This window comes from Pseudarthrobacter sp. KH_020_B (genome assembly GCF_057840185.1).
Genome location: NZ_CM174506.1, coordinates 907,117 through 932,541 on the forward strand (window position 1 = coordinate 907,117; position 25,425 = coordinate 932,541).

General features: G+C 65.7%; 23 protein-coding genes and 2 riboswitches. Of the genes, 17 read left to right on the forward strand and 6 right to left on the reverse strand.

The genetic code is table 11. The features are described from left to right. The first annotated feature begins 8 nt into the window (after positions 1-8). From AC3IT0_RS04355 to AC3IT0_RS04395, 9 genes are all read left to right on the forward strand, one after another. On the forward strand, positions 9-941 hold the full coding sequence (locus tag AC3IT0_RS04355; protein ID WP_489322561.1) for a hydroxyacid dehydrogenase: 933 nt from the start codon (positions 9-11) through the stop codon (positions 939-941). Next, positions 938-1,987, forward strand: a complete 1,050-nt coding sequence (locus tag AC3IT0_RS04360) for a Gfo/Idh/MocA family protein (RefSeq protein ID WP_489322562.1) — start codon at positions 938-940, stop codon at positions 1,985-1,987. The genes AC3IT0_RS04355 and AC3IT0_RS04360 overlap by 4 nt, the downstream gene beginning before the upstream one ends. After that, a complete protein-coding gene (gene iolG, locus AC3IT0_RS04365) occupies positions 1,977-2,990 on the forward strand; it encodes an inositol 2-dehydrogenase (protein WP_489322563.1) in 1,014 nt (337 codons plus the stop codon). Before AC3IT0_RS04360 ends, iolG begins: the two co-directional genes overlap by 11 nt. 3 nt (positions 2,991-2,993) lie before the next feature. Further along, positions 2,994-3,779, forward strand: a complete 786-nt coding sequence (locus AC3IT0_RS04370) for an SDR family oxidoreductase (RefSeq protein WP_489322564.1) — start codon at positions 2,994-2,996, stop codon at positions 3,777-3,779. Continuing rightward, entirely contained in the window at positions 3,776-4,663 is an 888-nt protein-coding gene (locus tag AC3IT0_RS04375; protein ID WP_489322565.1) for a sugar phosphate isomerase/epimerase family protein, read from the forward strand. The genes AC3IT0_RS04370 and AC3IT0_RS04375 overlap by 4 nt, the downstream gene beginning before the upstream one ends. Further along, positions 4,660-5,685 carry a Gfo/Idh/MocA family protein gene (locus tag AC3IT0_RS04380; RefSeq protein ID WP_489322566.1) on the forward strand — a complete coding sequence of 342 codons (1,026 nt, stop codon included), beginning with the start codon at positions 4,660-4,662 and terminating at the stop codon, positions 5,683-5,685. Before AC3IT0_RS04375 ends, AC3IT0_RS04380 begins: the two co-directional genes overlap by 4 nt. Positions 5,686-5,687: 2 nt before the next feature. Beyond that, positions 5,688-7,181: a CoA-acylating methylmalonate-semialdehyde dehydrogenase gene (locus tag AC3IT0_RS04385; protein ID WP_489322567.1), complete on the forward strand. Its 1,494-nt coding sequence runs from the start codon at positions 5,688-5,690 to the stop codon at positions 7,179-7,181. 200 nt (positions 7,182-7,381) lie between these two features. After that, entirely contained in the window at positions 7,382-7,684 is a 303-nt protein-coding gene (locus tag AC3IT0_RS04390) for a DUF4193 domain-containing protein (RefSeq protein WP_252611423.1), read from the forward strand. 236 nt (positions 7,685-7,920) lie between these two features. Beyond that, positions 7,921-8,469, forward strand: a complete 549-nt coding sequence (locus AC3IT0_RS04395; RefSeq protein WP_489322568.1) for an AMIN-like domain-containing (lipo)protein — start codon at positions 7,921-7,923, stop codon at positions 8,467-8,469. Positions 8,470-8,575: 106 nt separating this feature from the next. On the opposite strand, the gene AC3IT0_RS04400 is transcribed toward AC3IT0_RS04395, so the two are convergent. The 3 genes from AC3IT0_RS04400 to AC3IT0_RS04410 are packed head-to-tail and all read right to left on the reverse strand — an operon-like array spanning position 8,576 to position 12,252. After that, a complete protein-coding gene (locus tag AC3IT0_RS04400) occupies positions 8,576-10,117 on the reverse strand; it encodes an APC family permease (RefSeq protein ID WP_489322569.1) in 1,542 nt (513 codons plus the stop codon). A 12-nt stretch (positions 10,118-10,129) separates the two neighbouring features. After that, entirely contained in the window at positions 10,130-11,155 is a 1,026-nt protein-coding gene (locus tag AC3IT0_RS04405; RefSeq protein WP_489322570.1) for an agmatine deiminase family protein, read from the reverse strand. Continuing rightward, positions 11,152-12,252, reverse strand: coding sequence for a nitrilase-related carbon-nitrogen hydrolase (locus AC3IT0_RS04410; RefSeq protein ID WP_489322571.1), 1,101 nt, complete (start codon positions 12,250-12,252; stop codon positions 11,152-11,154). The genes AC3IT0_RS04405 and AC3IT0_RS04410 overlap by 4 nt, the downstream gene beginning before the upstream one ends. 213 nt (positions 12,253-12,465) lie before the next feature. Here AC3IT0_RS04410 and AC3IT0_RS04415 point away from each other — a divergent pair, with 213 nt between their 5' ends. Next, on the forward strand, positions 12,466-12,945 hold the full coding sequence (locus AC3IT0_RS04415; protein ID WP_489322572.1) for a Dps family protein: 480 nt from the start codon (positions 12,466-12,468) through the stop codon (positions 12,943-12,945). Between the two features lie 12 nt (positions 12,946-12,957). Here AC3IT0_RS04415 and AC3IT0_RS04420 read toward each other — a convergent pair whose 3' ends face one another. Continuing rightward, complete coding sequence (locus tag AC3IT0_RS04420) at positions 12,958-14,541, reverse strand: MFS transporter (RefSeq protein WP_489322573.1); 1,584 nt, start codon at positions 14,539-14,541, stop codon at positions 12,958-12,960. Positions 14,542-14,607: 66 nt separating this feature from the next. On the opposite strand from AC3IT0_RS04420, the gene AC3IT0_RS04425 reads away from it, so the two are divergent. The 5 genes from AC3IT0_RS04425 to AC3IT0_RS04445 all read left to right on the forward strand — a co-directional run bounded on the left by AC3IT0_RS04425 (position 14,608) and on the right by AC3IT0_RS04445 (position 22,583). Continuing rightward, the gene (locus AC3IT0_RS04425) at positions 14,608-15,147 is read left to right on the forward strand and encodes a TetR/AcrR family transcriptional regulator (protein WP_489322574.1); all 540 of its coding nucleotides are present in this window, start codon (positions 14,608-14,610) and stop codon (positions 15,145-15,147) included. A 95-nt stretch (positions 15,148-15,242) separates the two neighbouring features. Then, positions 15,243-15,340: riboswitch (glycine riboswitch) on the forward strand. A 1-nt stretch (position 15,341) separates the two neighbouring features. Then, a riboswitch (glycine riboswitch) is annotated at positions 15,342-15,487 on the forward strand. Positions 15,488-15,527: 40 nt separating this feature from the next. Beyond that, a complete protein-coding gene (gene gcvP, locus AC3IT0_RS04430; RefSeq protein WP_489322575.1) occupies positions 15,528-18,398 on the forward strand; it encodes an aminomethyl-transferring glycine dehydrogenase in 2,871 nt (956 codons plus the stop codon). Between the two features lie 183 nt (positions 18,399-18,581). Continuing rightward, positions 18,582-19,655 (forward strand): lipid II:glycine glycyltransferase FemX, encoded by a 1,074-nt coding sequence (locus tag AC3IT0_RS04435; protein WP_489322576.1) that lies wholly within the window; start codon positions 18,582-18,584, stop codon positions 19,653-19,655. An 85-nt stretch (positions 19,656-19,740) separates the two neighbouring features. After that, the gene (locus AC3IT0_RS04440) at positions 19,741-21,057 is read left to right on the forward strand and encodes a peptidoglycan bridge formation glycyltransferase FemA/FemB family protein (protein ID WP_489322577.1); all 1,317 of its coding nucleotides are present in this window, start codon (positions 19,741-19,743) and stop codon (positions 21,055-21,057) included. A gap of 38 nt (positions 21,058-21,095) precedes the next feature. After that, positions 21,096-22,583, forward strand: a complete 1,488-nt coding sequence (locus AC3IT0_RS04445; protein ID WP_489322578.1) for a threonine/serine exporter family protein — start codon at positions 21,096-21,098, stop codon at positions 22,581-22,583. A 22-nt stretch (positions 22,584-22,605) separates the two neighbouring features. On the opposite strand, the gene AC3IT0_RS04450 is transcribed toward AC3IT0_RS04445, so the two are convergent. Continuing rightward, entirely contained in the window at positions 22,606-23,445 is an 840-nt protein-coding gene (locus AC3IT0_RS04450) for a siderophore-interacting protein (protein WP_489322579.1), read from the reverse strand. 14 nt (positions 23,446-23,459) lie between these two features. Continuing rightward, complete coding sequence (locus AC3IT0_RS04455) at positions 23,460-24,230, reverse strand: uracil-DNA glycosylase (RefSeq protein WP_489322580.1); 771 nt, start codon at positions 24,228-24,230, stop codon at positions 23,460-23,462. 114 nt (positions 24,231-24,344) lie between these two features. On the opposite strand from AC3IT0_RS04455, the gene AC3IT0_RS04460 reads away from it, so the two are divergent. Together AC3IT0_RS04460 and AC3IT0_RS04465 are read left to right on the forward strand one after the other, a co-directional pair. Continuing rightward, the gene (locus tag AC3IT0_RS04460) at positions 24,345-24,674 is read left to right on the forward strand and encodes a DUF3263 domain-containing protein (RefSeq protein ID WP_489322581.1); all 330 of its coding nucleotides are present in this window, start codon (positions 24,345-24,347) and stop codon (positions 24,672-24,674) included. Between the two features lie 51 nt (positions 24,675-24,725). Next, a complete protein-coding gene (locus AC3IT0_RS04465; RefSeq protein ID WP_489322582.1) occupies positions 24,726-25,343 on the forward strand; it encodes a LytR C-terminal domain-containing protein in 618 nt (205 codons plus the stop codon). Positions 25,344-25,425 lie beyond the last annotated feature (82 nt).

Sequence of the window (25,425 nt, forward strand, 5' to 3'; positions counted from 1 at the left end):
GGATGACGATGGCTTCCATAACCACACCCCAGACAGTCGTAGCTCTCGGCAGCGTAGAGGCCGGCCTGGTCGAACCGATCCTGGCCCCGCACCAGCAAATGATCCACAACCCCACGGACGAGGACCTCGCCCGCGCCGATGCCGCCATCGTCCGCGCCGCGTACCGCGTGGACCGCGAACTCCTGGACCGCATGCCAGCACTGAAAGTGATCGCCAGGACCGGCGTCGGTACCGACCTTGTCGACGTCGCCGAGGCGAACCGCCGCGGCATCCCCGTGGTCATCACGCCTGGAAGCAACACTGCGTCCGTCGCCGAAGGGGTGTTCTCCCACCTGCTGGCACTCGTCAAGAAACTGTCCATGTTGACCTCGCTTGTCAGGGAGGGCCGCTGGGAGGAACGGTCAGACGTGGCCGTCGGCGACCTGGAAGGATTCACCCTGGGCATCATCGGATACGGACGCATCGGGCGCCGGGTCGCCCGGATCGCCGAGGCCTTCGACCTCAACGTCCTGGCCTTTGATCCGTTTGCCGACGTACCCGCCGCCGTCCGCTGCGAAACTGTTGATGAGTTGATGAGCCGGAGCGATTTCGTCACCCTGCACGTGCCGTTGACACCGGAAAACCACAACATCATCAATGCCGAGCGCCTGGCGCTGATGCCGGCCGGCGCCGTCCTCATCAACTGCAGCAGGGGCGGGTTGGTGGACCTGGACGCAGCCCAGGACGCCCTTGCCTCCGGGCAGCTGGCCGGACTCGGACTGGACGTCTACGATCCCGAACCGCCAGCCCACCACCCCGTCTTTGATCACGAGAACGTCGTCCTGACGCCACACCTGATGGGGTTCACCCGTCAGGGAATGGTCCACACGGTCCGTGACGCCGCTAAGGGCGCCGTGGAGGTCCTGGCCGGCCGCTCGCCGGCGGCGGTGGCCGCGCCATGACGGTGCGGATCGGCGTCATCGGAGCCGGCGTTATGGGCAGCGACCACGCCCGCACCCTGCAGGGCAGCGTCTCAGGGGCAACCGTGACCGCCATTGCCGACCCGGTCCAGGACCGGGCGCGCGCCCTGGCCGCGGAAACGGGTGCCCGCTGCTTCAGCTGGGCCGAAGAACTCATCGCCTCACCGTTTGTGGACGCTGTCCTGATCGCCTCCAACGACAGCGCACACGCCGAACAGGTTATAGCTTGCCTGGAGCACGGTAAACCGGTTCTCTGCGAAAAGCCCCTGGCGCCAACGGTCCAGGAATGCCAGGACCTCGTTGACCGGCAGAATGCCATCGCCGCAGGAATTCCGCTCATTTCGGTGGGCTTCATGCGCCGCTTCCACCCCGCCTACCGCGAACTGAAAACCCTGTTGGCGGAGGGCGCCATCGGCCAGCCGCTGATGGTCCTGAGCTCGCACCGCAACAGCACATGCCCGCCCGGCGGAAACTCGGCCGCCACCATCACCAACTCGGGCATCCACGAAATCGACATCACCGCCTGGCTGCTGAATTCACCCATCGAATCCGTCAGCTGGCATGCCCCGAGGTCCACCGCCCTGGACACCAGCAGGCAGGATCCGCAGGTGCTGCACCTGCGCACAGCAGACGGAGTCCTGACGGCCGTTGACCTCTTCCTGAACGCGCATTACGGCTACGACGTGCGCTGCGAAATCGTTGGAGAACTGGGCACAGTCGAGCTCGCACGGCCGCACCTGACCACAACCAGCCGGGCACTCACGGAATCAAAAACCTATGCGGCTGACTGGAGACCCGTCTTCGCCGACGCCTACCGGCTGCAATCCCAGGCGTGGGTGGACGCCCTGATCTCGGGAACCCGGCCCCCGCTTGCCACCGCCGAGGAAGCCCTCGCCGCGGCCCGCGTGGCGCAGGCCCTGGTGGATTCCATGAACAGCGGCGGCGCCACCATGACTGTCAATAACCCAGCCGCAGGCGAACCATTCGCCGGCGGAACACACGAAAGGACCCTCACCCATGTCCGCTGACCGACCACTCAAGGTTGCACTCTTCGGATCCGGCCGTATCGGCCAGGTCCACGCCCGCAATATCGCCGACCACCCTGACCTGGAACTGGCATGGATCGCGGACCCGTTCATTAAGGGCGCCCAGGCGCTCGCCGCCACGACCGGAGCGCAGGCCGTCGAAACCGCTGATGAGGTTTTCGCCAACAAGGACCTGGACGCCATCATCATCGGGTCCCCGACGAGCACCCATGTCGAGCTGATCTCCCGGGCGGTCGCCGCCGGCGTCGCCGCCCTGTGCGAAAAGCCCATCGATCTGGACATCGACCGCGTCCGCGCGTGCCGGGACCAGATCCGCGGCACCAGCACCCCGCTGATGCTCGGGTTCAACCGGCGCTTCGACCCGAACTTCGGCTCGCTGCGCGCACGGGTTGAGGCCGGCGAAATCGGGCGCCTGGAGCAGCTGACCATCATCAGCCGCGACCCCGCCCCCGCGCCCAAAGAGTACATCCTCACGTCCGGCGGGATCTTCCGGGACCAGAGCATCCACGACCTGGACATGGCCCGCTTCTTCGTCCCGGACATCATCGAGGTCTCGGCCACCGGTTCGAACCTGTTCTGCGACTACATCGAAGAGGCCGGGGACTTCGATTCGGTGGTCATCAACCTGCGGGGACGCGGCGGCGAGCAAATCACCATCATTAACTCCCGCCACAGTGCCTTTGGCCACGACCAGCGGCTGGAAGCCTTCGGCAGCGAAGGCCTGCTGACCGCCGGCAACATGACCCCGACCACCGTGCGAAAGTACACCGCCGCAGGCACCGAAGAGTCCGACCCCTACCTGCCGTTCTTCCTGGAGCGCTACGGCCAGGCCTACCGCAACGAGCTGGACAGCTTCGCCAAGTCCATCCGCTCCGGCACGGCGTGCAGCCCCGGCTTCGACGACGGCGTGATGGCACTCGTCCTGGCCAACGCGGCCGAAGAGTCCGCCAGGTCCGGCCGTGTCGTCAAAATCGGGAAAGAGTAAGGCATGAACAGCCCGCTCCTTAAGGACAAGGTTGTACTTGTCAGCGGCGGCACCCAAGGGCTGGGCGCCGGCATTGCCAGGCGGGCGGCGGCCGAAGGCGCCGCCGGCGTGGCAGTGACCGGGCGCAATGCCGACTCCGGTGAGCAACTGGCGGCCGAACTGACGAAGTCCGGCGTCGCCGCACGTTTCATCAAAACTGACCTCGCCGACGTCGAACAGGCCCGTGCCTCAGTGCTGGACACGATCTCCACGTTTGGCAGGATCGACTGCGCGGTCAACGCCGCCGGCCTGACAACCCGCGGAACCATGCTGGATACAACACCGGAACTCTTCGATGCGCACATCGCCGTCAACCTGAAGTCGCCGTTCTTCATCATGGCCGAAACGATCAAACACCTCACGGCACGCGGAGCATCCGGCAGCATCCTGAACGTCATCTCCATCGCCGAACTCGGCGGCCAACCCTACCTGGCCCCGTACGTGGCGGCGAAGGCCGGACTGGCCGGAGCCACCCGGAACGCGGCACACGCCCACCGTTGGGACAAGATCCGCATCAACGGTCTCGACATCGGCTGGACCGCCACGGAGGGCGAAGCGGAAACGCAGCGAAAATTCCACGGCGCGGGGGATGACTGGCTGGAGAAGGCCAACGCATCCGTGCCCATGGGCAAACTCGGACAGGTTGACGAGATTGCCGAATTTGTAGTTTTTCTCCTCTCCGACAGGAGCGGGGTAGTCACCGGCTCAGTCATCGACTGGGATCAAAACGTTTATGGAGGATCAGATTGAGCAACATCACCAGCCGCCTTGCCGCCGCCCCCATCTCGTGGGGCGTCTGTGAAGTCCCCGGATGGGGCCACCAGCTGGAGGCCAGCCGGGTGCTGTCCGAAATGACAGACCTGGGCATCGCCGCCACGGAATTCGGCCCGGCGGGATTCCTGCCCGAGCAGGCGGCCGAACGCGCAGACGTCCTCAAGCGGCACAACCTCCAGGCAATCGGTGGCTTCTTTCCGATCCTGCTGCATGACCCCGCGAAGGACCCGCTGAAAGCGGTGGCGGCAGAGCTGGACGCCTACGAAGCAGCGGGCGCCGGCGTTATGGTCCTGGCTGCCGAGACCGGGGTGGACGGCTACGACCAGCGCCACGAACTCGACGCCGAGGGCTGGAACCTCTTCGGCCGCAACCTCGACATCATCGTCAAGGCTGCCGCGGACAAGGGCATCCAGGCAGTGGTCCACCCACATGTCGGCACCATGATTGAGTCCACATCGGATGTCAACCGGGTCCTCAACGACACCGCAGCCAACCTTTGCCTCGACACCGGACACCTGCTGATCGGCGGGACAGACCCCGGCCAGCTTGTCCGGGACTACGCCTCACGGATCGGCCATACCCACCTCAAGGACGTGCGCAAAGCCATCGCCAGCCGCGTCCAGTCCGGTGAGATCTCCTACACCGACGGCGTGAAGTCCGGCATGTACGTGCCGTTGGGACAGGGCGACGTCGGCATCGCCAGCATTGTCAGCCACCTCCTCGACAGCGGCTACGACGGCTGGTTCACCATGGAACAGGACACCATCCTCGAAGGTGTCCCCTCCGGCGACGGCCCCGTAGCGGACGTCCGGCAGTCCGTGGCCTTCCTGCGGGCCCTGGAAGTGGAGCTCTCGCAATGAGCGCTGTGCGCTGGGGCATCCTGACAACGGCCCGGATCGCCCAGGACAGGTTCCTGCCGGCGATGCGAAAGGCCCGCAACGCCAGCGTTTTTGGAATCAGCAGCCCCAACGGACGTGCCGCCGAGGTCGCGGAACGCTTTGGGATCCCGGAGGCATACACATCCCATGAGGATCTCCTGGCCGACCCCAACGTAGAGGCCGTCTACCTTCCCTTCCCCAACGGGCTTCACGCCGAATGGATCATTGCGGCCGCCGAGGCGGGCAAGGACATCCTGTGTGAAAAGCCGCTGGTGGGAAGTGCCGAGGATTACGCCCGGGTGGTGGAGGCCTGTGAGCGGAACAACGTCAGCATGATGGAAGCCTTTATGTACCGGTTCCACCCGCAGCACCAGAAGGTCCGGGAGTTCATCGACGCAGGGCGGATCGGCCGGATTGTTTCGTTGCATGCGCGCTTCCATTTCGTTATGGACCGCACAGCCGGCGAAGTCCGGCTGCAGACCGGCCTGGAAGGCGGCGCTGTCAACGATGTCGGCTGCTATGCCATCGACATCATGAACATGGTTATGGGACGGGCGCCCATCAGCGTGTATGCGAAGGGGACCAGCCCGTCCGACCCCGTGGAAACCAGCGTGGCAGGCATCCTTGACTACGACGGCGTCATCGGAACCTTCGATTGCGGCTTTGAAGGACCTCGTACCCACACGCTCCAAATCATCGGAACCGAAGGCCAGATCACGCTCGACAAAGCGTTCGATCCGGACCCGGACGAAGCAGCTCGGGTCACGGTGGGACTCCGCGACGGGCGCTCCGAGGTCTTCGACATCCATGAGGACCAGTTCAAGTTGGAGATCGAAAGGTTCAGCACGTGGGTGCGAAGCGCACGCCACGAAGTGGTCCACCGCGAACTTACCGAGCAGAACCTCGCCGTCCGGCTGGCCGTGCATGAATCCCTGGCCTCCGGGCTCCCGCGCACCGTCACGCCTGTGCACCCCGTCGAACACCGTTTACTACAGGAGCAATAACCATGACCACCATCAATCACTTCATCCGGGGAGCGGAAGCCGCAGGCTCCGGAACCGGGACCAAGCCCGTCTACAACCCGGCCACCGGCGCAGTCTCCGCGGAGCTGCGCCTGGCCACCCGGGAAGACCTGGACGCCACCGTCGCGGCAGCCCGTGCCGCCGCCGATTCCTGGGGCGATATCTCCCTGGCCAAGCGCACCGCCGTCCTGTTCAAGTTCCGCGAGCTTGTCGCGTCCCACGTTGACGAGCTCGCCGAACTGATCACCGCCGAGCACGGCAAGGTTCTCTCCGATGCCAAGGGCGAGATCGGCCGCGGCCTGGAGGTCATCGAGTTCGCCTGCGGCATCCCGACGCTGCTCAAGGGAGAGTACTCGGACCAGGTCTCCACCGGCATCGACGTCTTCTCCTTCCGCGAACCGATCGGCGTGGTAGCCGGGATCACCCCGTTCAACTTCCCCGTGATGGTGCCGCTCTGGATGGCTCCGATGGCCATCGCCACCGGCAACGCCTTTATCCTCAAGCCCTCCCACCGGGTTCCGTCCGCAGCGATGCTGCTGGCCAAGCTGTTCAAGCAGGCGGGCCTGCCCGACGGCGTTTTCCAGGTCCTGCACGGCGACCGCGAGGTTGTCTCCGGTCTCCTGACCCACCCGGACGTCGACGGCATTTCCTTCGTCGGATCCACCCCGGTTGCCAAGCACATCAACGAGGTAGCCACTGCGCACGGCAAGCGGGTCCAGGCCCTCGGCGGTGCGAAGAACCACGCCATCGTGTTGCCCGACGCCGACCTCGACAATGCGGCAGACCACCTCGCCGCCGCCGCCTTCGGCTCCGCCGGCCAGCGCTGCATGGCGATCTCTGTGGCTGTCGCCGTCGGCGACGCCGCCGATCTTCTGGTCAAGAAGGTCGAAGAGCGTGCCCTGGCAGTGAAGGTCAAGAACGGCACCGAGCCCGACGCCGACATGGGTCCGGTGATCAGTTCAGATTCCAGGAACTTCATCGTCAGGACCATCGCCGAGGCCGAGGCCGCGGGCGCCGCGATGGTGGTGGACGGCCGCGACCTGGTGGTCCCCGGCCATGAGGAAGGGTTCTGGGTTGGCCCCACGGTCATCGACCACGTCAAGACCGAGATGACGGCCTACACCGAGGAAATCTTCGGACCGGTCCTGGTGGTGGTCCGCGTTGAGGACCTGGACGCTGGAATTGCCCTCATCAACGCCAACCCGTACGGCAACGGCACCGCGATCTTCACATCGTCAGGAGCGGCGGCCCGGAAGTTCCAGCGCTCCGTCGACGTGGGTATGATCGGCATCAACGTCCCGCTGCCGGTTCCCGTGGCGTACTACTCCTTCGGGGGCTGGAAGGCCTCGCTGTTCGGGGATAAGCACATCTACGGCCCGGAAGGTGTGTCCTTCTACACCCGCGGCAAGGTAATTACTTCGCGCTGGCCCGAAGCAAGCCACGCCTCCGGCGCCTCGTACAACTTCCCGTCCAACTGACCCCACCACACACGATCGATTGCTCCGTAGCCGCCGTTTTGAGCGTCCAAAAGGGCGTTTACGGAGCAGTCGATGCGGGGAAAAGGACAGGACGCAATTTTCCTGGTTGCCCAGTGTTGCCCAAGTAGCGGCATAATGACCTAAACTGCTTCACTGAGGCGCCTGAAATGGTGCCGTGCAGCGACGAAAGTGAACACGCCATGGCTACCGATTACGACGCTCCACGCAAGACTGACGACGAGGCCTCCGCCGAGTCGCTTGAGGCGCTGCAGGCATCCCGCAGCGGCAGTGCCCAGACCGCAGTCATCGACGTTGAGGAGACCGACACCGCCGAAGGCATCGACCTTCCCGGAGCCGATCTCTCCGGCGAAGAGCTGACCGTGATTGTGGTTCCCGAACAGTCCGATGAGTTCACCTGCTCCTCCTGCTTCCTGGTCCGGCACCGGTCCCAGATTGCACGCGAAAAGAACGGCCTGAAGTACTGCATCGAGTGCGAAGGCTGAACTCCCGACGCCGGCGCTCCGGTGAGGCGCGCCGGCGTCGTTATTATGCATAACGGCAGGGTGCAGAAACGGTGTTAATAGCGTTTCGATGGCCCCGTTAAGTGCTTCAGAATTACGCCCGCGTGACCGGAAGCAAGGCCGTTTAACGGTTCCGCGCCGAAGCGGCAACAACCCTTTTGAGAGGCCCCGGAGGCTCATACGCTTGAGCTACCTAATCACTCGAAGGGTGGCCCACAATGAAAAAGATTCATACGTGGCTGACAGTCATTTTGATGGCTGTCGGATTGGGTTTCCTGGCTCCGGGGCCCGCCTCGGCAACCACATCCTATTGCGGGCTCGTCTGGGGGTCACTGGCTGAATCAGACCGTGACATGAGCACCGCATCCGTCACCAACGTCCGGACGGGGCAGCACTACTGCTTTGACCGGATGGTGGTTGACCTCAACGGCCCTGTTGCCGGCTACACGGTCCAGTACGTACCCATGGCGGTACAGGACGGTTCAGGTTTTGGCATCCCGCTGCGGGGTGGCGCGTTCCTCCAAGTCACGGTGAACGCACCGTCCCACGACAGCAACTACGAGGAGACGTACAAGCCGGCGAACAAGGCCGAACTTACTAACGTTTCAGGATACCAGACCTTCCGTCAGTTGGCTTACGCAGGCAGCTTCGAAGGCTACACCAGCATCGGCCTCGGCGTCCGTGCCCGGCTTCCGTTCCGGGTCTTCACCCTGGACGGCCCCGGATCCGGATCGCGCATGGTGGTGGATGTAGCGCACTTCTGGTGACCCGCGGTTCGCTGCCGAACCGCAGTTGAGACAGGATCAGGAAACCGAAACAGCGCCCTGCCCGGAGACTTTCCGGGCAGGGCGCCGTGCTGTGCTGTGGGGGCAGCTACTCCGGGACCACCAGCGCGGGGGTATCCCGGCGGATCGTCTCGCCGCGGAAGAAGCCGGGGCGGAGGCGTGCCATGACCACCATGAGCACGGCCCCGAGCAGCAGGATCCCGATGCCCAGGATAAACACGAGCCCCACGCCGCCGATTTCCGAGCCGCTGCCGAACTCCGGATCCCAGCTGTCCACAGCGGTCTGCAGGAACACCACGAACAGGCCTACGCCGCCCAGTACCGGGCACAGGAGCCGCAGGACGAAGTTGCGGACGCTGCTGAACACGCTCTCCCGGAAGTACCAGGAGCAGGCGATGGCGGTCAGGCCGTAGTAGAAGCAGATCATCAGGCCAAGGGCCAGGATGGTGTCGTTGAGGACGTTCTCGCTGATGACGTGCATGACGGCGTAGAACCCGGCGGACAGGACGCCGGCCGCGACGGTGGCGAAGCCCGGCGTCGAGAACTTCCTGCTCATGTGGGCGAACGGCGCGGGCAGCGCCCCGTAGTGCGCCATGGCCAGCAGGCTGCGCGACGGCGAGGTGAACGTCGACTGCAGCGAGGCCGCCGAGCTGGACAGCACCGCGAGGGACATCAGGATGGCGAACGGTCCCATGACGGGGGAGGCCAGCGCCGTGAAGACGTTGGCGCTGTTTTCTTCGTTGTTCAGGCCGATCCCGGTATCCCCGACGCCGGCGAACATCATGGTGGCGATGGTGACTACCAGGTAGATGCCCAGGACGACGACGGCGGTGAGCGTGCCGGCGAGGCCGGCGGTCTTCTTGCCGTTGGCCGTCTCTTCGTTGACGGTCAGGCAGACGTCCCAGCCCCAGTACACGAAGATCGACAGGGAGATGCCGGCGGCGATCTGCCCGAAGGTCTCGATTTTGGTGACGTCGAACCACTCCCAGCTGAACGGGATGGCAGTCTCGGACGTGGACCAGTTGGCGAAGGCCATGGCCACGAACAGGCCCAGGACCAGCAGCTGGAAGCCCACCAGCCCGTACTGGACGATCTTGGTGGTGTGCAGGCCCCGGTAGCTGATCCACACGGCCAGCGCCACGAACACGAAGCACGTGGCCACGTTGAGCGGCTTGTTGGCGGCGAGATCCGCGAGTTCCGGGGCGCCCGTCAGCTGCGCCAGGAACAGGTAGAAGAAGTCCACCGCCACGCCGGCCAGGTTGGACAGGACGATGACGTTGGCCGCGAGCAGTCCCCAGCCGCCCATCCAGCCCACCCACGGCCCGAACGCCTTGGTCACCCAGGTGAACGTGGTGCCGCTGTCCGGCGAATCGGCGTTGAGTTCGCGGTAGGCGAGCGACACCAGGATCATCGGGATGAAGCCGATGAGGAAGATGACCGGCAGCTGCAGTCCGGCCGCGTTGACGGTGGGGCCGAGCGCGCCGGTCAGCGTGTAGGCCGGCGCAACGGTTGAAATGCCAAGGACGACGACGGCGAGGAGGCCCAGCTGCCCGGCCTTCAGTCCCTTGCCGGATATGTCGTGCGACGTGCCGGCGGCCGTTTTGCTGTCCTGGCTGATTGTTTGGATCATGGTGGGCCCTTTCTACGAGGCAGCAGGCTGCTGTTGGGTGATGCAGTGGATGCCGCCGCCGCGGGCGAACAGTTCGCGGGCGTCGATGCCGACCACGCGGCGGCCGGGGTAGGCCTCCGCCAGGATCTGCAGCGCCTTGTCATCGTTGGGGTCCCCGAACGTACAGGCGATGACGCCGCCGTTGACCACAACGTGGTTGATGTAGCTGTAGTCCACAAATCCTTCGTCATCCCAGAGCACTTCAGGGGCGGGGACTTCGATGATGTTCCACTCGCGTCCGGCCGCGTCCCTCGTGGTGCGGAGGTGCTCGATGATGTCGCGGCTCACCTGGAAGTCCGGGTGGCGGGGGTCCTGCTGGGAATGCACCAGCAGTGTGCCGGGGGAGGGGATGGCGGCCACGATGTCCACATGACCGCGTGTGCCGAACCGTTCCGAATCCCTGGCCAGCCCGCGGGGGAGCCAGACCACCTGGGTTGCGCCGATGGTCCGGGCGAGCTCGGCTTCCACGTCCTCGCGGCTGAGTCCGGGGTTGCGGCCCGGATCCAGCTGCACGGTTTCGGTCACCAGGACGGTTCCCTGGCCGTCCACCTGGATGCCGCCGCCTTCGTTGACCAGCGCGGACGCGATGTGCGTGGCGCCGGCGCGGGTTGAGACCTCGCCGGCGATCAGCGCGTCCTTGTCCCAGCGCGCCCAGTCCTGGGCGCCCCAGCCGTTGAAGACCCAATCGACGGCGCCGAGGCGTCCGTCCTCACCGAGCACAAAGGTGGGGCCGATGTCCCGCATCCACGCATCGTTGAGCGGGGCGGCAAGCACCTCGACGTCCGGGTGCAGATAGCGGGCGGCCATGCCGACGTCGTCGGGGTCCACCACCACGGTGACGGGCTCAAATTCGACGGCGGCGTTGGCCACCGCTGCCCAGGTGGACCGGGCAGCGTGGGCAGCTTCCTCCGTGTCGCCCAGCGTGTAGCCGCCAGTGGGAAAGGCCATCCACAGCCGCTCCTGCGGAGCGGTTTCGGCAGGCATGCGCCACGTGTTCATGCGGTCACTTCCTGACCGGTGATTGAGCCTGAGGCCACGACCGCAGGGTTCCCTGGCCGAGCTTGCGAGGTTAGGGGGCGGGTGGGGAGCGAAATCCCCGCTTCTTCCCCGCCCAGCGGCTGGTCACGTCGTACGGGTTCCGCGAGCCGGCCATACGTATCGGGGCGGCGCGTGGCCAGGAAGGGGAAGAGTGTCAGCCAGTCCCGCCGCTGGCCCAGGTCCAGGTCTGCCACCAGCACTGCGGAGGCATTGCGCGGGGCCTGCACCAGAACGCGGCCGTACGGATCGGAGATGAAGGAGGAGCCGTAAAAGTTCAGTGTTCCTTCATCGCCCCAGCGGTTGGGCGCCACCATAAAGAGCCCGTTGGCGATGCCGTTGCCGACAATCACCTGCTGCCACAGTGGCTGGGTGTCGAAATCCGGGTGGTCCGGCTCAGAGCCGATGGCCGTGGGGTAGACCAAGATCTCTGCGCCACCGAGGGAGTAGAGCCGGGCCACCTCCGGAAACCATTCGTCCCAGCAGGTGGGCATGCCCAGCCGGGCGCCGCCCAGTTCCGCAGGCGCATGGACCTCGTAGGCATCCGCTGCCGCGGGCCCCTGGCGGAAGAACTTGTCTTCGTAGTAGCCGGCCGTGACCGGGATGTGGAGCTTGTGCGTCCGGGCCAGCAGTTCACCTTCGGGGGAAACCAGGATGGCGGTGTTCAGTCCCAGGCCGTCGTCGCTGCCGTCAGGGTTCTCCGCCTGCTGGTACAGCGAGGCATGGACAGCCACGCCGTGGCGACGGGCTGCCTCGGCAGCAAACCGGAAGGTGGGACCGGTGAGGAGGTCCTCAGCGGTGTCCGACGGGCGGACGCCGGCAGCCTGGTTGTTTTCCGGGCGCGTGTCCGCGGGGTAGCGGGAAAGGGTGAGTTCGGGCAGGAAAACGACCGAGGCACCGAGCCTGGCGGCCCGGCCGATTCCTTCATCGAGTTCGGCCTGCAGGACGGCAGTGTCGGCATGCCAGCGGTGCTGCACAACGCCTACCCGAAGGGCAGGGCGGACGGACGGCGTTGTCCGGGCCAGGGAGGTGGGGGAGTCGAGGCAGGAAATTTCAATCATGGGCTTACTTCCAGTGAGACGACCGTCACTAAATGAATGACGTTCATTTAGTATGGAGGGTAGACGGCCTTCGCGCAACGGTTTAAATGAATCCCGTTCTTTTATGACGCTCCGGCGACATTAATAAGCTCGCTGGGAAATTTGCATCCGGCCTGCAGCGATCGAGACCGCGGCTGATAGCGTCGGCGTTACTGGACCAATCGAGGAGGATTCATGAAAGCTTCACCGACCCTGACCAACAACCTGCAGGCCGTCCTGGCGGACCTGATCGAGCTGCACCTCCAGGGCAAGCAGGCGCACTGGAACATTGTGGGGACCAACTTCCGGGACCTGCACCTGCAGCTGGACGAAATCGTGGACGCCGCCCGGCAGTTCGCGGACGATATGGCCGAGCGGATGCGCGCCCTCCACGCCCTGCCGGACGGCCGCAGCGCCACGGTGGCCAAGTCCACGTCCCTGGCCCAGTTCCCCGGGGGCCTCATCAACACCAAGGACGCCATTGAGCGGATCGTTGCCGCGCTTGAGGCTGCCGTGGGCACCATGCGCAAGGTCCATGACGAAGTGGACGACGAGGATCCCACCACCGCGGACCTGCTCCACGAATTCATCGCCAAGCTGGAGCAGTACGCGTGGATGGTCAACGCGGAGACCATGAAGGCCTCCGCCAGCGTCACCGCCCCTGACGCCAAGTAGGCACCGTCAGTCCTAGTCCGCCGTCGGAACTTTCCGGAGTACGACGGCGGCAAGGACTGCCGCGCCCGCCATCAGTACCAGCGCAATTGCCGCAGTGGTGTGGACGCCCGAATCAAACGCCAGGCGTGCTGCGCCGCGGAGCGCTTCGGCCAGCGGAGCCGGCAGGCTGACGGACAGTTCCACAGCGCCCGCCAACGTCTCACCCGCGTGGTGCACCGCCGTTCCATACGCAGTTTCTTCCACACCGGCCGGCATGAGGAGATTGCGCTGGTAGGAAGCGGTCAGGATGGAGCCCAGCACTGCCGTCCCCAGCAGGGATCCCACCTCATACCCCGTTTCCGAGATGGCGGCCGCCGCTCCGGATTTCTCCGCCGGCACCGAGCCCAGGATGAGGTCATTGGAAATGGTTTCCGCTGTGCCCACGCCCAGGGCGAGGATCAGGAGCGCGGCCAGCAGGAGGGCCGGGCCGGAGCCGTGATCACCGAAGACTACGATGCCGTAGCCGGTGGCGCTCATGGCCAGGCCGCTCGCCACCACAAAGCCCGGACGCACTTTCCGGACCAGCGGCACCACTGCCAATCCGGCCACCACTGTCGCTACCAGGGCCGGGATCATGGCTATTCCGGCGGCCGACGGCGTCATCCCGTCCAGGAGCTGCAGGTGCTGGGCGAGGAACAGGATAAAGCCGTTGAACGAGAACAGGGCCAGCACGTTGGCCGTGATGGCGGTGCTGAAGACCCGGTTGCCGAACAGGGACATGTCCAGCAGGGGGCTGGCCAGCCGCTGCTGGCGGCGGACAAAAACGACGCCCATGGCGAGGCCAAAGGCCACGAACCCCACCGGGGCGGCCCCGAAACCTTCGGTCACCAGCTCCTTGATGCCGTACACAACGGGCACCATCACCAGCAGGGACAGCGCGATGCTGGGCACGTCCACCCGTCCGGGGCGCGGATCCCTTGATTCAGGGATGAAGGCCGGGCCGAGCACCAGCAGGGGCAGCATGATGGGCACGGCGACCAGCAGGATGGCGCCCCACCAGAAATGCTCCACCAGCCAGCCCCCGAAGATGGGACCCAGCGCTGCGCCACCGGAGAAGCCAGCGGCCCAGATCGCAATGGCAAGGCGGCGCCGGTTAGGGTCCGGAAAAATGTTGCGGATCAGCGACAGGGTGGACGGCATCAGCATGGCGCCGAAGAATCCCAGCGCCGCCCGTCCCGCAATCAGCCACTCGGCGCTGGGGGCGAAGGCCGTTGCCGCCGAGACCACGGCAAAGCCGACACTGCCGGTCAGCAGGAGCCGGCGCCGCCCGATCCGGTCACCCAGGCTGCCCATGGCAACCAGCAGCCCTGCAAGCACCAGGGGGTAGGCGTCCACGATCCACAGCAGCTGGACGCCGGTTGCCTCCAGGCTGCTGGCGATGGCCGGAAGCGCAAACGTCAGCGCGGTGTTGTCCACCGCAACCAGGAGCACCGGAAACATCAGCAGGGCCAGCGCGAGCCAGTCGCGCCACGGCGCCCGGGAGGGCCCCGATGGCCGCAGGCCTGCGGGGATGGGTGTGCTGTGCGTGTTCTGGTTGGACTGTGCGGACAACGTCATGCGGATAACTGTACCGTCTGGACGGTATAGTTAAGAAATCGCCGCCCAGCATGCATGATTGAAGCCATGCCCAGAAAACCCGTAGCCCGAGATGCAGTGCTCGACGCATTTGAAGAACTCCTGATTGATGTGGGGGAGCGGGCTGCCACGTTGGACGCGGTGGCCAAGCGGGCCGGGGTGTCCAAAGGTGGCCTGCTGTACCACTTCCCCAATAAGGAAGCGCTGATCGCCGCCATGCTTGAGCGCCTGGACCGCTTGGCTGTGGAAGACCTTGAGGTCATGGCCGGTGCGGCTGAAGGTGCGGCGGCGTACTTCATCCGTTCCTCGCTCTGGTCCGATACGCCGATGGACCGCTCCTTCGTGGCCGCCACCCGGCTGGCCGAGGTGGCGCATGACGGTGCGCGCCGGAGATTTGCCGCCATCCAGCAGCAGTGGCTGGACCTGATCGCGGCCGACGTCGGCCAGGCCATGGCCAAGGCCGTCCTGTATATGGGGGATGGGCTGTACTTCAACGCCATGTGGGAGAGCGGCCCCACAGGGAACGGCGGGGGTAGGCACAGCGACGTTGAGGAGCTCCTTGCCGCCGTGGAGCGGCTGCGCGGCTGAACCCCGACGGCTTCATTTGCCCGGCGGCCCGGGGCGTAGGAGAATTGGACATCGTGGCGACCATCTGCGGCCGGCACAAAATCTGAATATGCCTTTGATCTGCGGCGGGAGAGTTCTGTTAGTAGGTACAACAGGCGCCGTAGGAGCAAATCCTCCCCAGGAATCTCTCAGGCCCACGTACCGCCGCGGCCAGGCAACTCTGGAAAGTGGCAGGCCGTCCGCCTGAAGCGTCCCGGATCACTCCGGAATGTCAGGACCGCTGTGCCCACCGACGGTGCAAGCGCAGCCTAGCGGAAGCAGGCTGCGCGGAAACTCTCAGGTCCCAGACAGAGCGGGGAGGAACCCGAGTCGATGTGGCGTACCCTGCGCCCGCCTTAGTAATGGAGTTCCTTGTGAGTGTTAATTCGGCCTCGGCCACTTTCGTTGACCGGCATATTGGCGCCCGCCGCCAGGCCGATACCGACTCCATGCTTAAGGCAGTCGGCTACGGCACTGTGGACGCGCTGGTGGATACTGCCGTCCCCAACGGCATCCGGCAGGATGTGGCCCTCCGCCTCAAGGACGCCCTGAGCGAGGTTGAGGTCCTTGCGGAGCTGCGGAAGCTCGCGGGCAAGAACAAGACGGCTGTGCAGATGATCGGCCAAGGCTACTACGACACCGTCACCCCCGCCGTGATCCGCCGGAACATCCTGGAGGCCCCGGCCTGGTACACCGCCTACACGCCGTACCAGCCCGAAATCTCCCAGGGCCGGCTGGAGGCGCTCCTGAACTTCCAGACCATGGTCCAGGACCTCGTAGGACTTCCGATCGCGAACGCTTCCCTGCTGGACGAAGCCACCGCGGTGGCCGAGGCCGTCCTGATGATGCGCCGGGCGAACAAGAACAAGGCCGCCCACGACGGCAAGACCGTCCTGGATGCTGACTGCCTGCCGCAGACCATCGCGATCGTGAAGGGCCGCGCCGAGGCCCTCGGTTTCGAGGTGGAGGTCGCTGACCTCTCCGCCGGGCTGCCCGACGGCGTCATCAACGGCATCGTGCTCCAGCAGCCGGGCGTGTCCGGCCGGGTCTTCAACCACGCCGACTTGATTGCCGCGGCCAAGGAGCGCGGCGCCCTGGTCACCGTTGCCGCCGACCTGTTGGCGCTGACGCTGATCACCCCTCCCGGGGAGCAGGGCGCGGACATCGCCGTCGGTTCGACCCAGCGTTTCGGTGTGCCGCTGTTCTTCGGCGGACCGCACGCCGCGTACATGGCGGTGGCCAAGGGGCTGGAGCGGTCCATGCCCGGCCGCCTCGTCGGCGTGTCCAAGGACGACGCCGGTGTCCCCGCGTACCGTCTGGCGCTGCAGACCCGCGAGCAGCACATCCGCCGTGAGAAGGCCACGTCCAACATCTGCACCGCGCAGGCCCTGCTGGCCATCGTCTCCTCCTTCTACGCCGTTTACCACGGCCCCGACGGCCTCAAGGCAATCGCCGAGACCACACACCGCCACGCTGCAACCATCGCCGCGTCCCTGAAGGCGGCCGGCCTGGACGTCCTGCACACGAGCTTCTTTGATACCGTCACGGTTTCCGTGCCCGGCAAGGCTGCCGCCATTGTTGCCACCGCGGAGGCCAAGGGCATCAACCTGCGCCACATCGACGGCGACACGGTCGGCGTGTCCGCCGACGAAACCACCACCCCGGCCATCGTTGCCGGTGTGCTGGAAGCCTTTGGTGCCACGGCGGTGGGCGCGGACGCCGGCCCTGACACTGGGTTCGCGCTGGATGCCGCCGTCGAACGCTCCTCCGGTTACCTGCAGCACCCTGTGTTCAATACCCACCGTTCCGAGACGCAGCTGCTGCGCTACATCCGCCGGCTGAGTGACCGCGACCTGGCGCTGGACCGGACCATGATCCCGCTGGGTTCGTGCACCATGAAGCTGAACGCCACGGCCGAGATGGAAGCCATTTCCTGGCCGGAGTTCGCCTCGATCCACCCGTTCGCCCCGGATTCCCAGACCGTGGGCTGGCGCGAACTCATCACCGATCTCGAAGACCAGTTGACGGAGATCACGGGCTACGACCAGGTGTCCCTGCAGCCGAACGCCGGTTCGCAGGGCGAGCTCGCGGGCCTGCTGGCGATCCGCGGCTACCACCTGTCCCGCGGCGATGACCAGCGCACGGTCTGCCTGATTCCGGCCTCGGCGCACGGCACCAACGCCGCCTCCGCTGTCCTCGCCGGCATGAAGGTAGTTGTCGTCGCCACCGCACCTGACGGCAGCATCGACCACACCGACCTGTACGCCAAGATCGAGGCCAACAAGGACGCCCTCTCGGCGATCATGATCACCTACCCATCCACGCACGGTGTCTATGACGCTGATGTCCGCGAGGTGTGCGATTCGGTGCACGCCGCCGGTGGCCAGGTGTACGTCGACGGTGCCAACCTGAACGCGCTTGTGGGCCTGGCGCAGCCGGGCAAGTTCGGCGGCGACGTTTCGCACCTGAACCTGCACAAGACCTTCTGCATCCCGCACGGCGGCGGCGGCCCCGGTGTAGGCCCGGTTGCGGCCAAGGCGCACCTGGCGCCGTTTATGCCGGGTAACGCGGCTACCTGGACCGAAGGCAATGACGTCCCGATCTCCGCCTCACGGTTCGGCTCCGCCGGTGTCCTGCCGATCTCCTGGGCATATGTGAAGCTCATGGGTGCCGAAGGCCTGACCGAGGCCACGAAGTCGGCGCTGCTGGCAGCGAACTATGTTGCAGCGCGGCTGAACGAGTACTTCCCGGTCCTCTACACGGGCGAGGGCGGGCTGGTGGCGCACGAGTGCATCCTGGACCTCCGCGACCTGACGGCGAAGACCGGCGTCACCGCCGAGGACGTGGCCAAGCGCCTGATCGACTACGGTTTCCACGCCCCCACCCTGGCGTTCCCGGTTGCCGGCACGCTGATGGTGGAGCCCACGGAGTCCGAGGACCTGGTGGAGATCGACCGTTTCATCGACGCGATGATCACCATCCGGAAGGAGATCGACCAGGTGGCCAACGGCGACTTCACCGTGGAGAACAGCCCGCTGCGCCACGCACCCCACACCGCGTCCGCCGTCGTATCTTCCGACTGGACCCGTCAGTACCCGCGTGAGCAGGCCGCGTTCCCGGTCCACCACCTCAAGCAGGACAAGTACTTCCCGCCGGTCGGCCGCATCGACGGCGCAGCAGGGGACCGCAATCTGATCTGCTCCTGCCCGCCCCTGTCCGAGTTCGAAGACTAACGGTGGTTGAGCCGGGCCCACGACCGCAGGGTTCCCTGACCGAGCTTGCGAGGTTAGGGAGCGGTTGGGGAGCGAAACCCTGGATCTCGACAAGCTCGATCACCGGGCCGGCGGGGACCTGCCGCCCCAACCGGAGGCTTTAGACTTGTGGCTACGCAACCCCTGAGATTGGACACGGCCCCCTTGCGAGAATTCACCGCCCGCTTTGCCACAGCGGAGGAAATTGAGAACTGGGACAAGCACGTCACGGCCAACCCGAACGGCGGCAACATGCTGCAGTCTGCCGCCTACGCGTCCGTGAAGAACGGCAGCGGCTGGACCGCCCGCTTCCTGGTCCTGGAGTCTGCCGGAACCGCCAGCTACAACCTGGTGCTGGAGAAGAAATTCCCCATGCTGGGCCGCCTGTGGTACCTGATCAAGGGCCCTGACCTGGGTGCCGTCGAGGACCTCAAACCGGTCCTGGACGCGTGCGCCGCATTCGCCCGGAGCCGGAAGCTCAACGTCTTCACCATCAAGATTGAACCTGATATCGTGAGCGCCCCGGAAGCCCGGGCACAGCTCGCCGCCGCCGGCCTGGTGAAGGCCCCGAACATCCAATCCAATGACTCCACCGCGCTGCTGGGCATCGCGGCACCGGAGAACCAGGTGTTCCGGTCCATCTCCTCCCGCGCCCGCAACGCGGTCCGCCGGGCAGAACGCGAAGGCTGCGCGGTGGTGCAGCAGGAGCCAGGCCCGGAAACGTACCGGGCGCTGTATGACCTGATGGCGGACACCGTGAACGCCAAGGGTTCCATGCCGCTGCGCAGCCTCGAGTACTACACCCGGTTCTGGGACGAATTCTGCAGCCGCGGCCAAGGCAGCTTCTTCTTCGTTTATGAGGACGGCAAACCCAGTGTGGGAGCCTTTGTGATCAACTACGGATCCAAGGCAACCTACAAGGACGGCGGCTCCACCCAGAACAGGAAGCAGTACGGCGATTCGCACCTGGTCCAGTGGTCAGCCATCCGAAGAATGCAGGAACTCGGGTGCACCGAGTACGACTTCTGCGGGACGCCGTCGGCTGACCGGATCAAGGACAAATCCCACAACCTGTATGGCATGGGCATGTTCAAAACGAGCTTCACCAAGACGGTCACGGACTTCGTCGGCTGCTACGACTACGTAGTTTCTCCCATCAGGCATGCCCTGTGGGTCAAGGGCGCGGAACGGATCTTCCGCCGGCTCGAAACCGCACGCACCGGCCAGCAGTTCTACTGACCGCCCACCAGCCACGCTCACCATCCACACCACGACGGCCAGCGCATGCCCAGGCAGCGGCGCAGCCATAGATGAGGTTATTTCCGTGAATCCAACCAAGGCCGGCACCGGACTCGAGTTCGGCGTCCTCAGCGATGCCGAGTTCGAATCCTTCGCCCTCAACCACCCGCAAAACAGCTTCATCCAGTCCGCCGACTTCACGCGCTTCCAGCGCGCCCGCGGACAGGCAGTGGAACTGTTCGGTGTCAGGCGCGACGGCGATCTGGTCGCCGCCGGGAAGCTGATCTACACCACCAACCGCTGGGGCTACAAAGTGTGCGAGTGCGCCAAGGGCCCCCTCCTGGACTACACGGACCCCGCCCTGGTGCGTGACGTCGTCGGACTTCTCAAGGAACGTGCCGCGGAACGCAAGGCGGCCGAACTGCGGATTTCGCCGAACCTGACGTACATCGCCCGCGATGCCGACGGCGCCGAACACCCCGAGATCGTGGACAACAGGCCGCTCGTTGCGGAACTGGCCGGCCTGGGTCTTGAACACCAGGGCTCGGAGATGAACTTCGCCAACGTGAACTGGATGTTCATCAAGCAGCTCGGCGGCGTCCCGGACGCAGAGGAGCTCATCATGGGCACCAGCTACCGGACCCGGAAGGCCATCCGGAAGGCGGAAAAGAACGGTGTGTTCCTGGAGCAGGCCACCCTTGAAACCCTCGACGAGTTCTACAACGCGCTGAGCATGGCCGGGGACGAGAAGGGCTTCTTCTACCGGGAGCGCGAATACTACGAGCAGCTCCTGCGGACCACCTCGGCCGAGTTCACCAAGCTCATGATGGCCAAGATCGACATCCCCGCGTACCGGAAGTCCATCACCGAACGCCTGGAAGCGGAATCCGCGTCCGCGGCCGAACTCCGCCGTGAGGTTGAAGAGACCGGCAGCAAAAAGAAGGCCAACCGCCTCAAAGTAGTCCAGGACCTCGTGGACAGCTACGAGCGCAGCCTCAGGGACATCGAGCGGTTCCCGGACTCGGTGGGTGTGGCAACCGTGGCCGCCATCCACTTCGTCTGCTTCGGGGACGAGGTGGTCTGCGTTATCGGCGGCACCAAGCAGGACTACATCTACTTCAACGGCGCCACGTCCCTGTACTGGGGGATGATGCTGCACGCGCTGGAGAAGGGCTACTCGCGCTACAACTTCTACGGCACCTTCGGCATCCAGGGGCAGGACGAAGAAGGCCACGGCGGCTACGAGTTCAAGAAGGGCTTCGGCGGCGACGTGGTCCAGCTGCTGGGTGACTTCGTGATGCCCGTGCGGCCGGTAGCCTTCCAGACCAACCGCCTGGTCCGCGCGGCCATCGCCGCGGCCCGCACCCTGCTGGGCAAACTGCCCCTGAAGCGCCAGGCCTGACACCAATCCACGAACTGCCATAAGGGAGGAGCACCAAGGTGAACGATCGACCTGAAAATCCACGGCGCAGGCCTCCCACCGACGGTTTGCCGAAAACCGAGCCGCTGACACCCTCCCAGCTCCGCCAGGATGTCGCGGCCAAGAGGATGCTGCGGCGCCTGGTACGCGGGGAGAACCCGCCGACGGCGCCACTAAGCATTGTGGACAGGCTCGCCGGCAGCCCCTACGCCAACCCCATGATCCAGGTGGGAGGCGTGGACACCTCCGCACGCAAGACCCTGGACTTCTCCCTGCACCTGGCCGAGACCATGTTCCGGTACGGGGCAGGCGCCCTGGAGGTGGAGACCAGCATTATTGCCGTCACCGCGGCGCTGGGGCTGAAAAACATCGAAGTGGACATCACCAACCAGTCGGTGGCCATCAACTATGCGCCCAAGGACCAGACGCCCATCTCGCTGCTCCGGGTGGTGCGGTCCTGGACCAATAACTATGCCGGGCTGGCCAAGGTCCACCGGCTGGTAACGGACATCGTGGCCGGGGGAGTGGGCCGCGATGAGGCCATCCGCCGGCTGGACGAGGCCATCACCAGCCCCAAACCCTTCCCGCGCTGGATGGTCACCATAGCCTTCGGCGTGTTCGCCGGAGTCTTTGTGGGCGTGCTCGGCGGAGGCCCGGCGTCCTCGGGCATTGCCTTCGTGGCCAACATCGGCGTCAGCCTGCTCGCCCGCCAGCTGGGCCGGTGGCGGGTTCCGGACTTCTTTACGACGGCGGCATGCTCCTTCGCCGTCACGCTCACCGCGCTGCTGTTGTGGCGCTTTGACCTCACGAACGCACCGGCGATTGTAGTGGTGGGCGGAATCCTCCTGCTCCTGCCCACCGGGCGGCTCGTCTCCTCGGTCCAGGACGCCATCAACGGCTTCCCTGTGACCGCTGCGGGCCGGTTCCTGTCCACCTTGCTGACTTTCGGCGCGATTGTGGCCGGGATCGCCGTGGCCTTCGTAGTGGGCGCGATGACCGGAATGCAGCAAATTGATGTCACCGAGACGTTCCCGCCTGCCTACGACCTCTGGGTCCTGGTGATCTTTATCGCCGTGGCCGTGATGGCCATCGGTGTGACGGAGCAGACCTCGTGGGAGCTCCTGCTGCCCACCGCAGGCGTGGGCGTGGTGGGCTATTTTGTGCTGTTGGGTGCCTCGTCCCTCGGCGTCGGTGACCGGTTCTCGCCGGCGCTCGCCGCCGTCGTGATTGGCCTGCTGGCGCGCGTGGTGGCGCTGAAGATGGGCGCTCCCCAGTTGGTGGTGGCCGTCCCGGCGGCCCTGATCCTACTGCCCGGGCTGACCATTTTCCGGTCCATGTATGTGCTGACCATCGAGGAATCCGAAATCATCTTCGGCGCCGGCGGTATGCTCAACGCCGGCGCGATCGTCCTGGGCACGGCCGGCGGCATTGTCCTCGGCGACACCCTGGCCAGGCCGCTGACACGCAGCCTGGCCAGCAACGAACGCCGCCGCGCCCGGCGCCGCTAGGTACTGCTCAGATTTTCCCTGCTTAGATCTTCCCGACGGGCAGTTTTTTCTCGGCCTGGAAGTCGTCCTCCACCCGGCCCTGGGCCCAGTAGCCGGACAGTGAAACCTGGCTCCGTTCAAGGCCGCGCTGGACGAAAAACACGTCCCGCAGTCTCTTCATGTAGCCGCGCTCGCCGTGGGCAAAAACGTCAACCCGGCCAGCGGGCCACTCGGCGTCGGCCACCGCTGAAATGAGGAGGTCCCCGAAGCCCGCAGGAGCGCCGTTGCGGCGGAGCCAGGTCACCTGGAGCCCCGCCGGGGAGCCGATGGGCTGGACGTCGGCATCGCTGTCCACCTCGACAAACGCCAGGCCACGCGCTTCCGCCGGCAAGGATTCGATGGCGGCGGCGATGGCGGGAAGTGCGGCTTCATCACCGGCAAAAAGGTACCAGTCGGCGTCGGGCGCCGGGTTGTACGCGCCGCCCGGGCCGGTAAAAGTGAAGGCGTCGCCGGGCTGCGCGGCAGCCGCCCAGGGACCGGCCAGCCCCTCGTCGCCGTGGATCACAAAGTCGATGGCGAGTTCCTGCGCCTCGGTGTCCACCCAGCGGACCGTGTACGTGCGGGTGTAGGGCCACTGCTCGCGGGGCATGGTTTCGCGGATGGTCCACAGGTCCAGGGGCTGGGCATAGTCAACGCCGGGCTGTGGGAAGACAATTTTGATGTAGCGGTCCACGAAGCTGTTGTTCACGTAGGCGGCAAAACCTTCGCCGCCGGCCACGATCCTGACCATGTGCGGCGAGAGTTCCTCCCGTCGAATGACCGTGAGATCGATCTGCGGACGTGTCTTTTTCGTGGCGTTGGTGGCGGCCGGAAGAGTGCTCATAAGGTAACCCTAAGCTAAGGAACCGGGGGGAGGTCCCAGGTTACGCCCGGGCAACCCTGGTCCTGCAGCAGCCGGTTGACGGTGCTGAAGGGCCGGGAGCCGAAGAACCCGCGCGACGCCGACAACGGGCTGGGGTGGGCGCTGGACACGGCCGCCGCGCCCGACAGGAGCGGGCGGACATTCTCCGCGTCCTTGCCCCACAGCAGCGCCACCAGCGGCGCCGGGCCGCCGTCGGACGTGCGCCGGTTGGCAACCGCGGTGACTGCCGCCGTCGTGATGGCCTCCCAGCCTTTGCCGCGGTGGGAGCCGGCGGCCCCGGCGCGGACGCTCATGACCCGGTTCAGCAGCAGGACCCCTTGGCTGGCCCAGGCGGACAGGTCGCCGTGGACGCGCGCGGGAAGGCCCAGATCGGCCTCCAGCTCGCGGTAGATATTCGCCAGGCTCCGCGGGATGGGGCGGGTCCGCCCGTCAACGGCGAAGGACAGGCCGATCGCGTGGCCCGGCGTCGGGTAGGGGTCCTGGCCCACCACCAGGACCTTCACACCGGCCAGCGGCTGCCGGAAGGCGCGCAGAACGTTCGACGGCGCCGGCAGGACTTGGTGCCCCGCGGCAACTTCGGTGGCCAGGAAGCCCAGGACGCCGCGCAGCTCACTCTCCAAGGGGCCCAGCGCCTCCGCCCAGTCGGCGGCCATCAGCTCACTGAGCGGCAAGGCGGCAAGCTCGGCAAAGCCAACGGCCTCCGCCGGGTCCGCCGTCAGTTCGAACAGCGCGTCAGAATCAAACACGCTCCCATTCTCGCAGGGTTACCGGCCGCTGCAGCCGGGGCGCAAATGACAATGATGTTATTCACGCCGTAACATGGGAGGAGACTTTCTACTCAACCAGCGAAGGGATGTGCCGTGGCGGAGCCTGCTCGGGAACATATGCCGGAGCCGGAGGAGCGCGGCACTTTGCTAGCGGATTTTGCGCTCCGCGACTCCCCATTAAGCGAGCGCGACCAGCAGATGCTGGCATTGGAGCGGCAATGGTGGAAGTACGCGGGGGCCAAGGAACAGGCCATCAGGGAGCTGTTCGATCTGTCCGCGACCCACTACTACCAGCTGCTCAACGCCCTCATCGACACCGAGGCTGCACTGGCCCACGACCCCATGCTGGTGAAGAGATTGCGTAGACTACGTACGTCGCGTCACCGGGCACGCACTGCACGACGCCTGGGTTCCGACGCCTGACCACGCTCGTGCTGAGCCATCAGCAGCAATCAACAAGGACGTCTCCCCACCATGACCAAATACGCTCGGGATGAATTCGATAAGGTTCCGGAGTCCGCCTCGCGGCAGGGCGTCCACCGTGCGGCCTCGGCGCCTGCCCGCCGCAAGCTGTGGCCCATCCTCGCGGTGGGGATTGTGGCATTGGCCATCGGAGTGGTGTCCTTCCTGATCCTTCCCAAGCTCGGGTTCACCCAGGCCGGCAGTGAAGCCTCCACCAGCCTGGAATCACCCGCGGCGCCCGAGGCAAGCGCGGCACCGTCGGCCACCACCGAATCTTCCGCGGACCCGGAGCCCTCTGCGAGCGCCGACGCCGAGCCCAGCGCTTCGCCCAGCAACATTCCCTCCGCGGTTGGGCTGGACAAGACCCAGGGCGTGGCCATCTACAACGCCGCCGGTACGGCCGGGCTCGCCGGACGCATCAGCTCGATGGTCCAGGCCGATGGCTGGACGCTGGGCCAGGTGGGGAACTGGGGCGGCGCACCGCAGCAGACATCCGCAATCTTCTATGCAGGACCGGCGCAGAAAGCCAACGCCGAAGCAGTCTCCGAACTCCTAAGCATCCCTACCCTGGTGGAGAGCCAGGAGTTCCAGGTTCCGCTGGTTGTTGTCCTGGGCCCGGACTACCGGTGACACTTCGGCGGTTACGCCTGAATAACTTTTGGGCACCGGAGCGGCCGTGTGGCTCGGCCCGCCGGTTGGCTTGTCGCTAGAG

Excerpts from the sequence above, each read along its gene's own strand:
- AC3IT0_RS04355 (WP_489322561.1), top strand. The coding sequence starts at position 9 with ATGGCTTCCATAACCACACCCCAGACAGTCGTAGCTCTCGGCAGCGTA.
- AC3IT0_RS04360 (WP_489322562.1), top strand. The coding sequence starts at position 938 with ATGACGGTGCGGATCGGCGTCATCGGAGCCGGCGTTATGGGCAGCGAC.
- iolG (WP_489322563.1), top strand. The coding sequence starts at position 1,977 with ATGTCCGCTGACCGACCACTCAAGGTTGCACTCTTCGGATCCGGCCGT.
- AC3IT0_RS04370 (WP_489322564.1), top strand. The coding sequence starts at position 2,994 with ATGAACAGCCCGCTCCTTAAGGACAAGGTTGTACTTGTCAGCGGCGGC.
- AC3IT0_RS04380 (WP_489322566.1), top strand. The coding sequence starts at position 4,660 with ATGAGCGCTGTGCGCTGGGGCATCCTGACAACGGCCCGGATCGCCCAG.
- AC3IT0_RS04385 (WP_489322567.1), top strand. The coding sequence starts at position 5,688 with ATGACCACCATCAATCACTTCATCCGGGGAGCGGAAGCCGCAGGCTCC.
- AC3IT0_RS04390 (WP_252611423.1), top strand. The coding sequence starts at position 7,382 with ATGGCTACCGATTACGACGCTCCACGCAAGACTGACGACGAGGCCTCC.
- AC3IT0_RS04395 (WP_489322568.1), top strand. The coding sequence starts at position 7,921 with ATGAAAAAGATTCATACGTGGCTGACAGTCATTTTGATGGCTGTCGGA.
- AC3IT0_RS04400 (WP_489322569.1), bottom strand. The coding sequence starts at position 10,117 with ATGATCCAAACAATCAGCCAGGACAGCAAAACGGCCGCCGGCACGTCG.
- AC3IT0_RS04405 (WP_489322570.1), bottom strand. The coding sequence starts at position 11,155 with ATGAACACGTGGCGCATGCCTGCCGAAACCGCTCCGCAGGAGCGGCTG.
- AC3IT0_RS04410 (WP_489322571.1), bottom strand. The coding sequence starts at position 12,252 with ATGATTGAAATTTCCTGCCTCGACTCCCCCACCTCCCTGGCCCGGACA.
- AC3IT0_RS04415 (WP_489322572.1), top strand. The coding sequence starts at position 12,466 with ATGAAAGCTTCACCGACCCTGACCAACAACCTGCAGGCCGTCCTGGCG.
- AC3IT0_RS04420 (WP_489322573.1), bottom strand. The coding sequence starts at position 14,541 with ATGACGTTGTCCGCACAGTCCAACCAGAACACGCACAGCACACCCATC.
- AC3IT0_RS04425 (WP_489322574.1), top strand. The coding sequence starts at position 14,608 with ATGCCCAGAAAACCCGTAGCCCGAGATGCAGTGCTCGACGCATTTGAA.
- gcvP (WP_489322575.1), top strand. The coding sequence starts at position 15,528 with ATGGAGTTCCTTGTGAGTGTTAATTCGGCCTCGGCCACTTTCGTTGAC.
- AC3IT0_RS04450 (WP_489322579.1), bottom strand. The coding sequence starts at position 23,445 with ATGAGCACTCTTCCGGCCGCCACCAACGCCACGAAAAAGACACGTCCG.
- AC3IT0_RS04465 (WP_489322582.1), top strand. The coding sequence starts at position 24,726 with ATGACCAAATACGCTCGGGATGAATTCGATAAGGTTCCGGAGTCCGCC.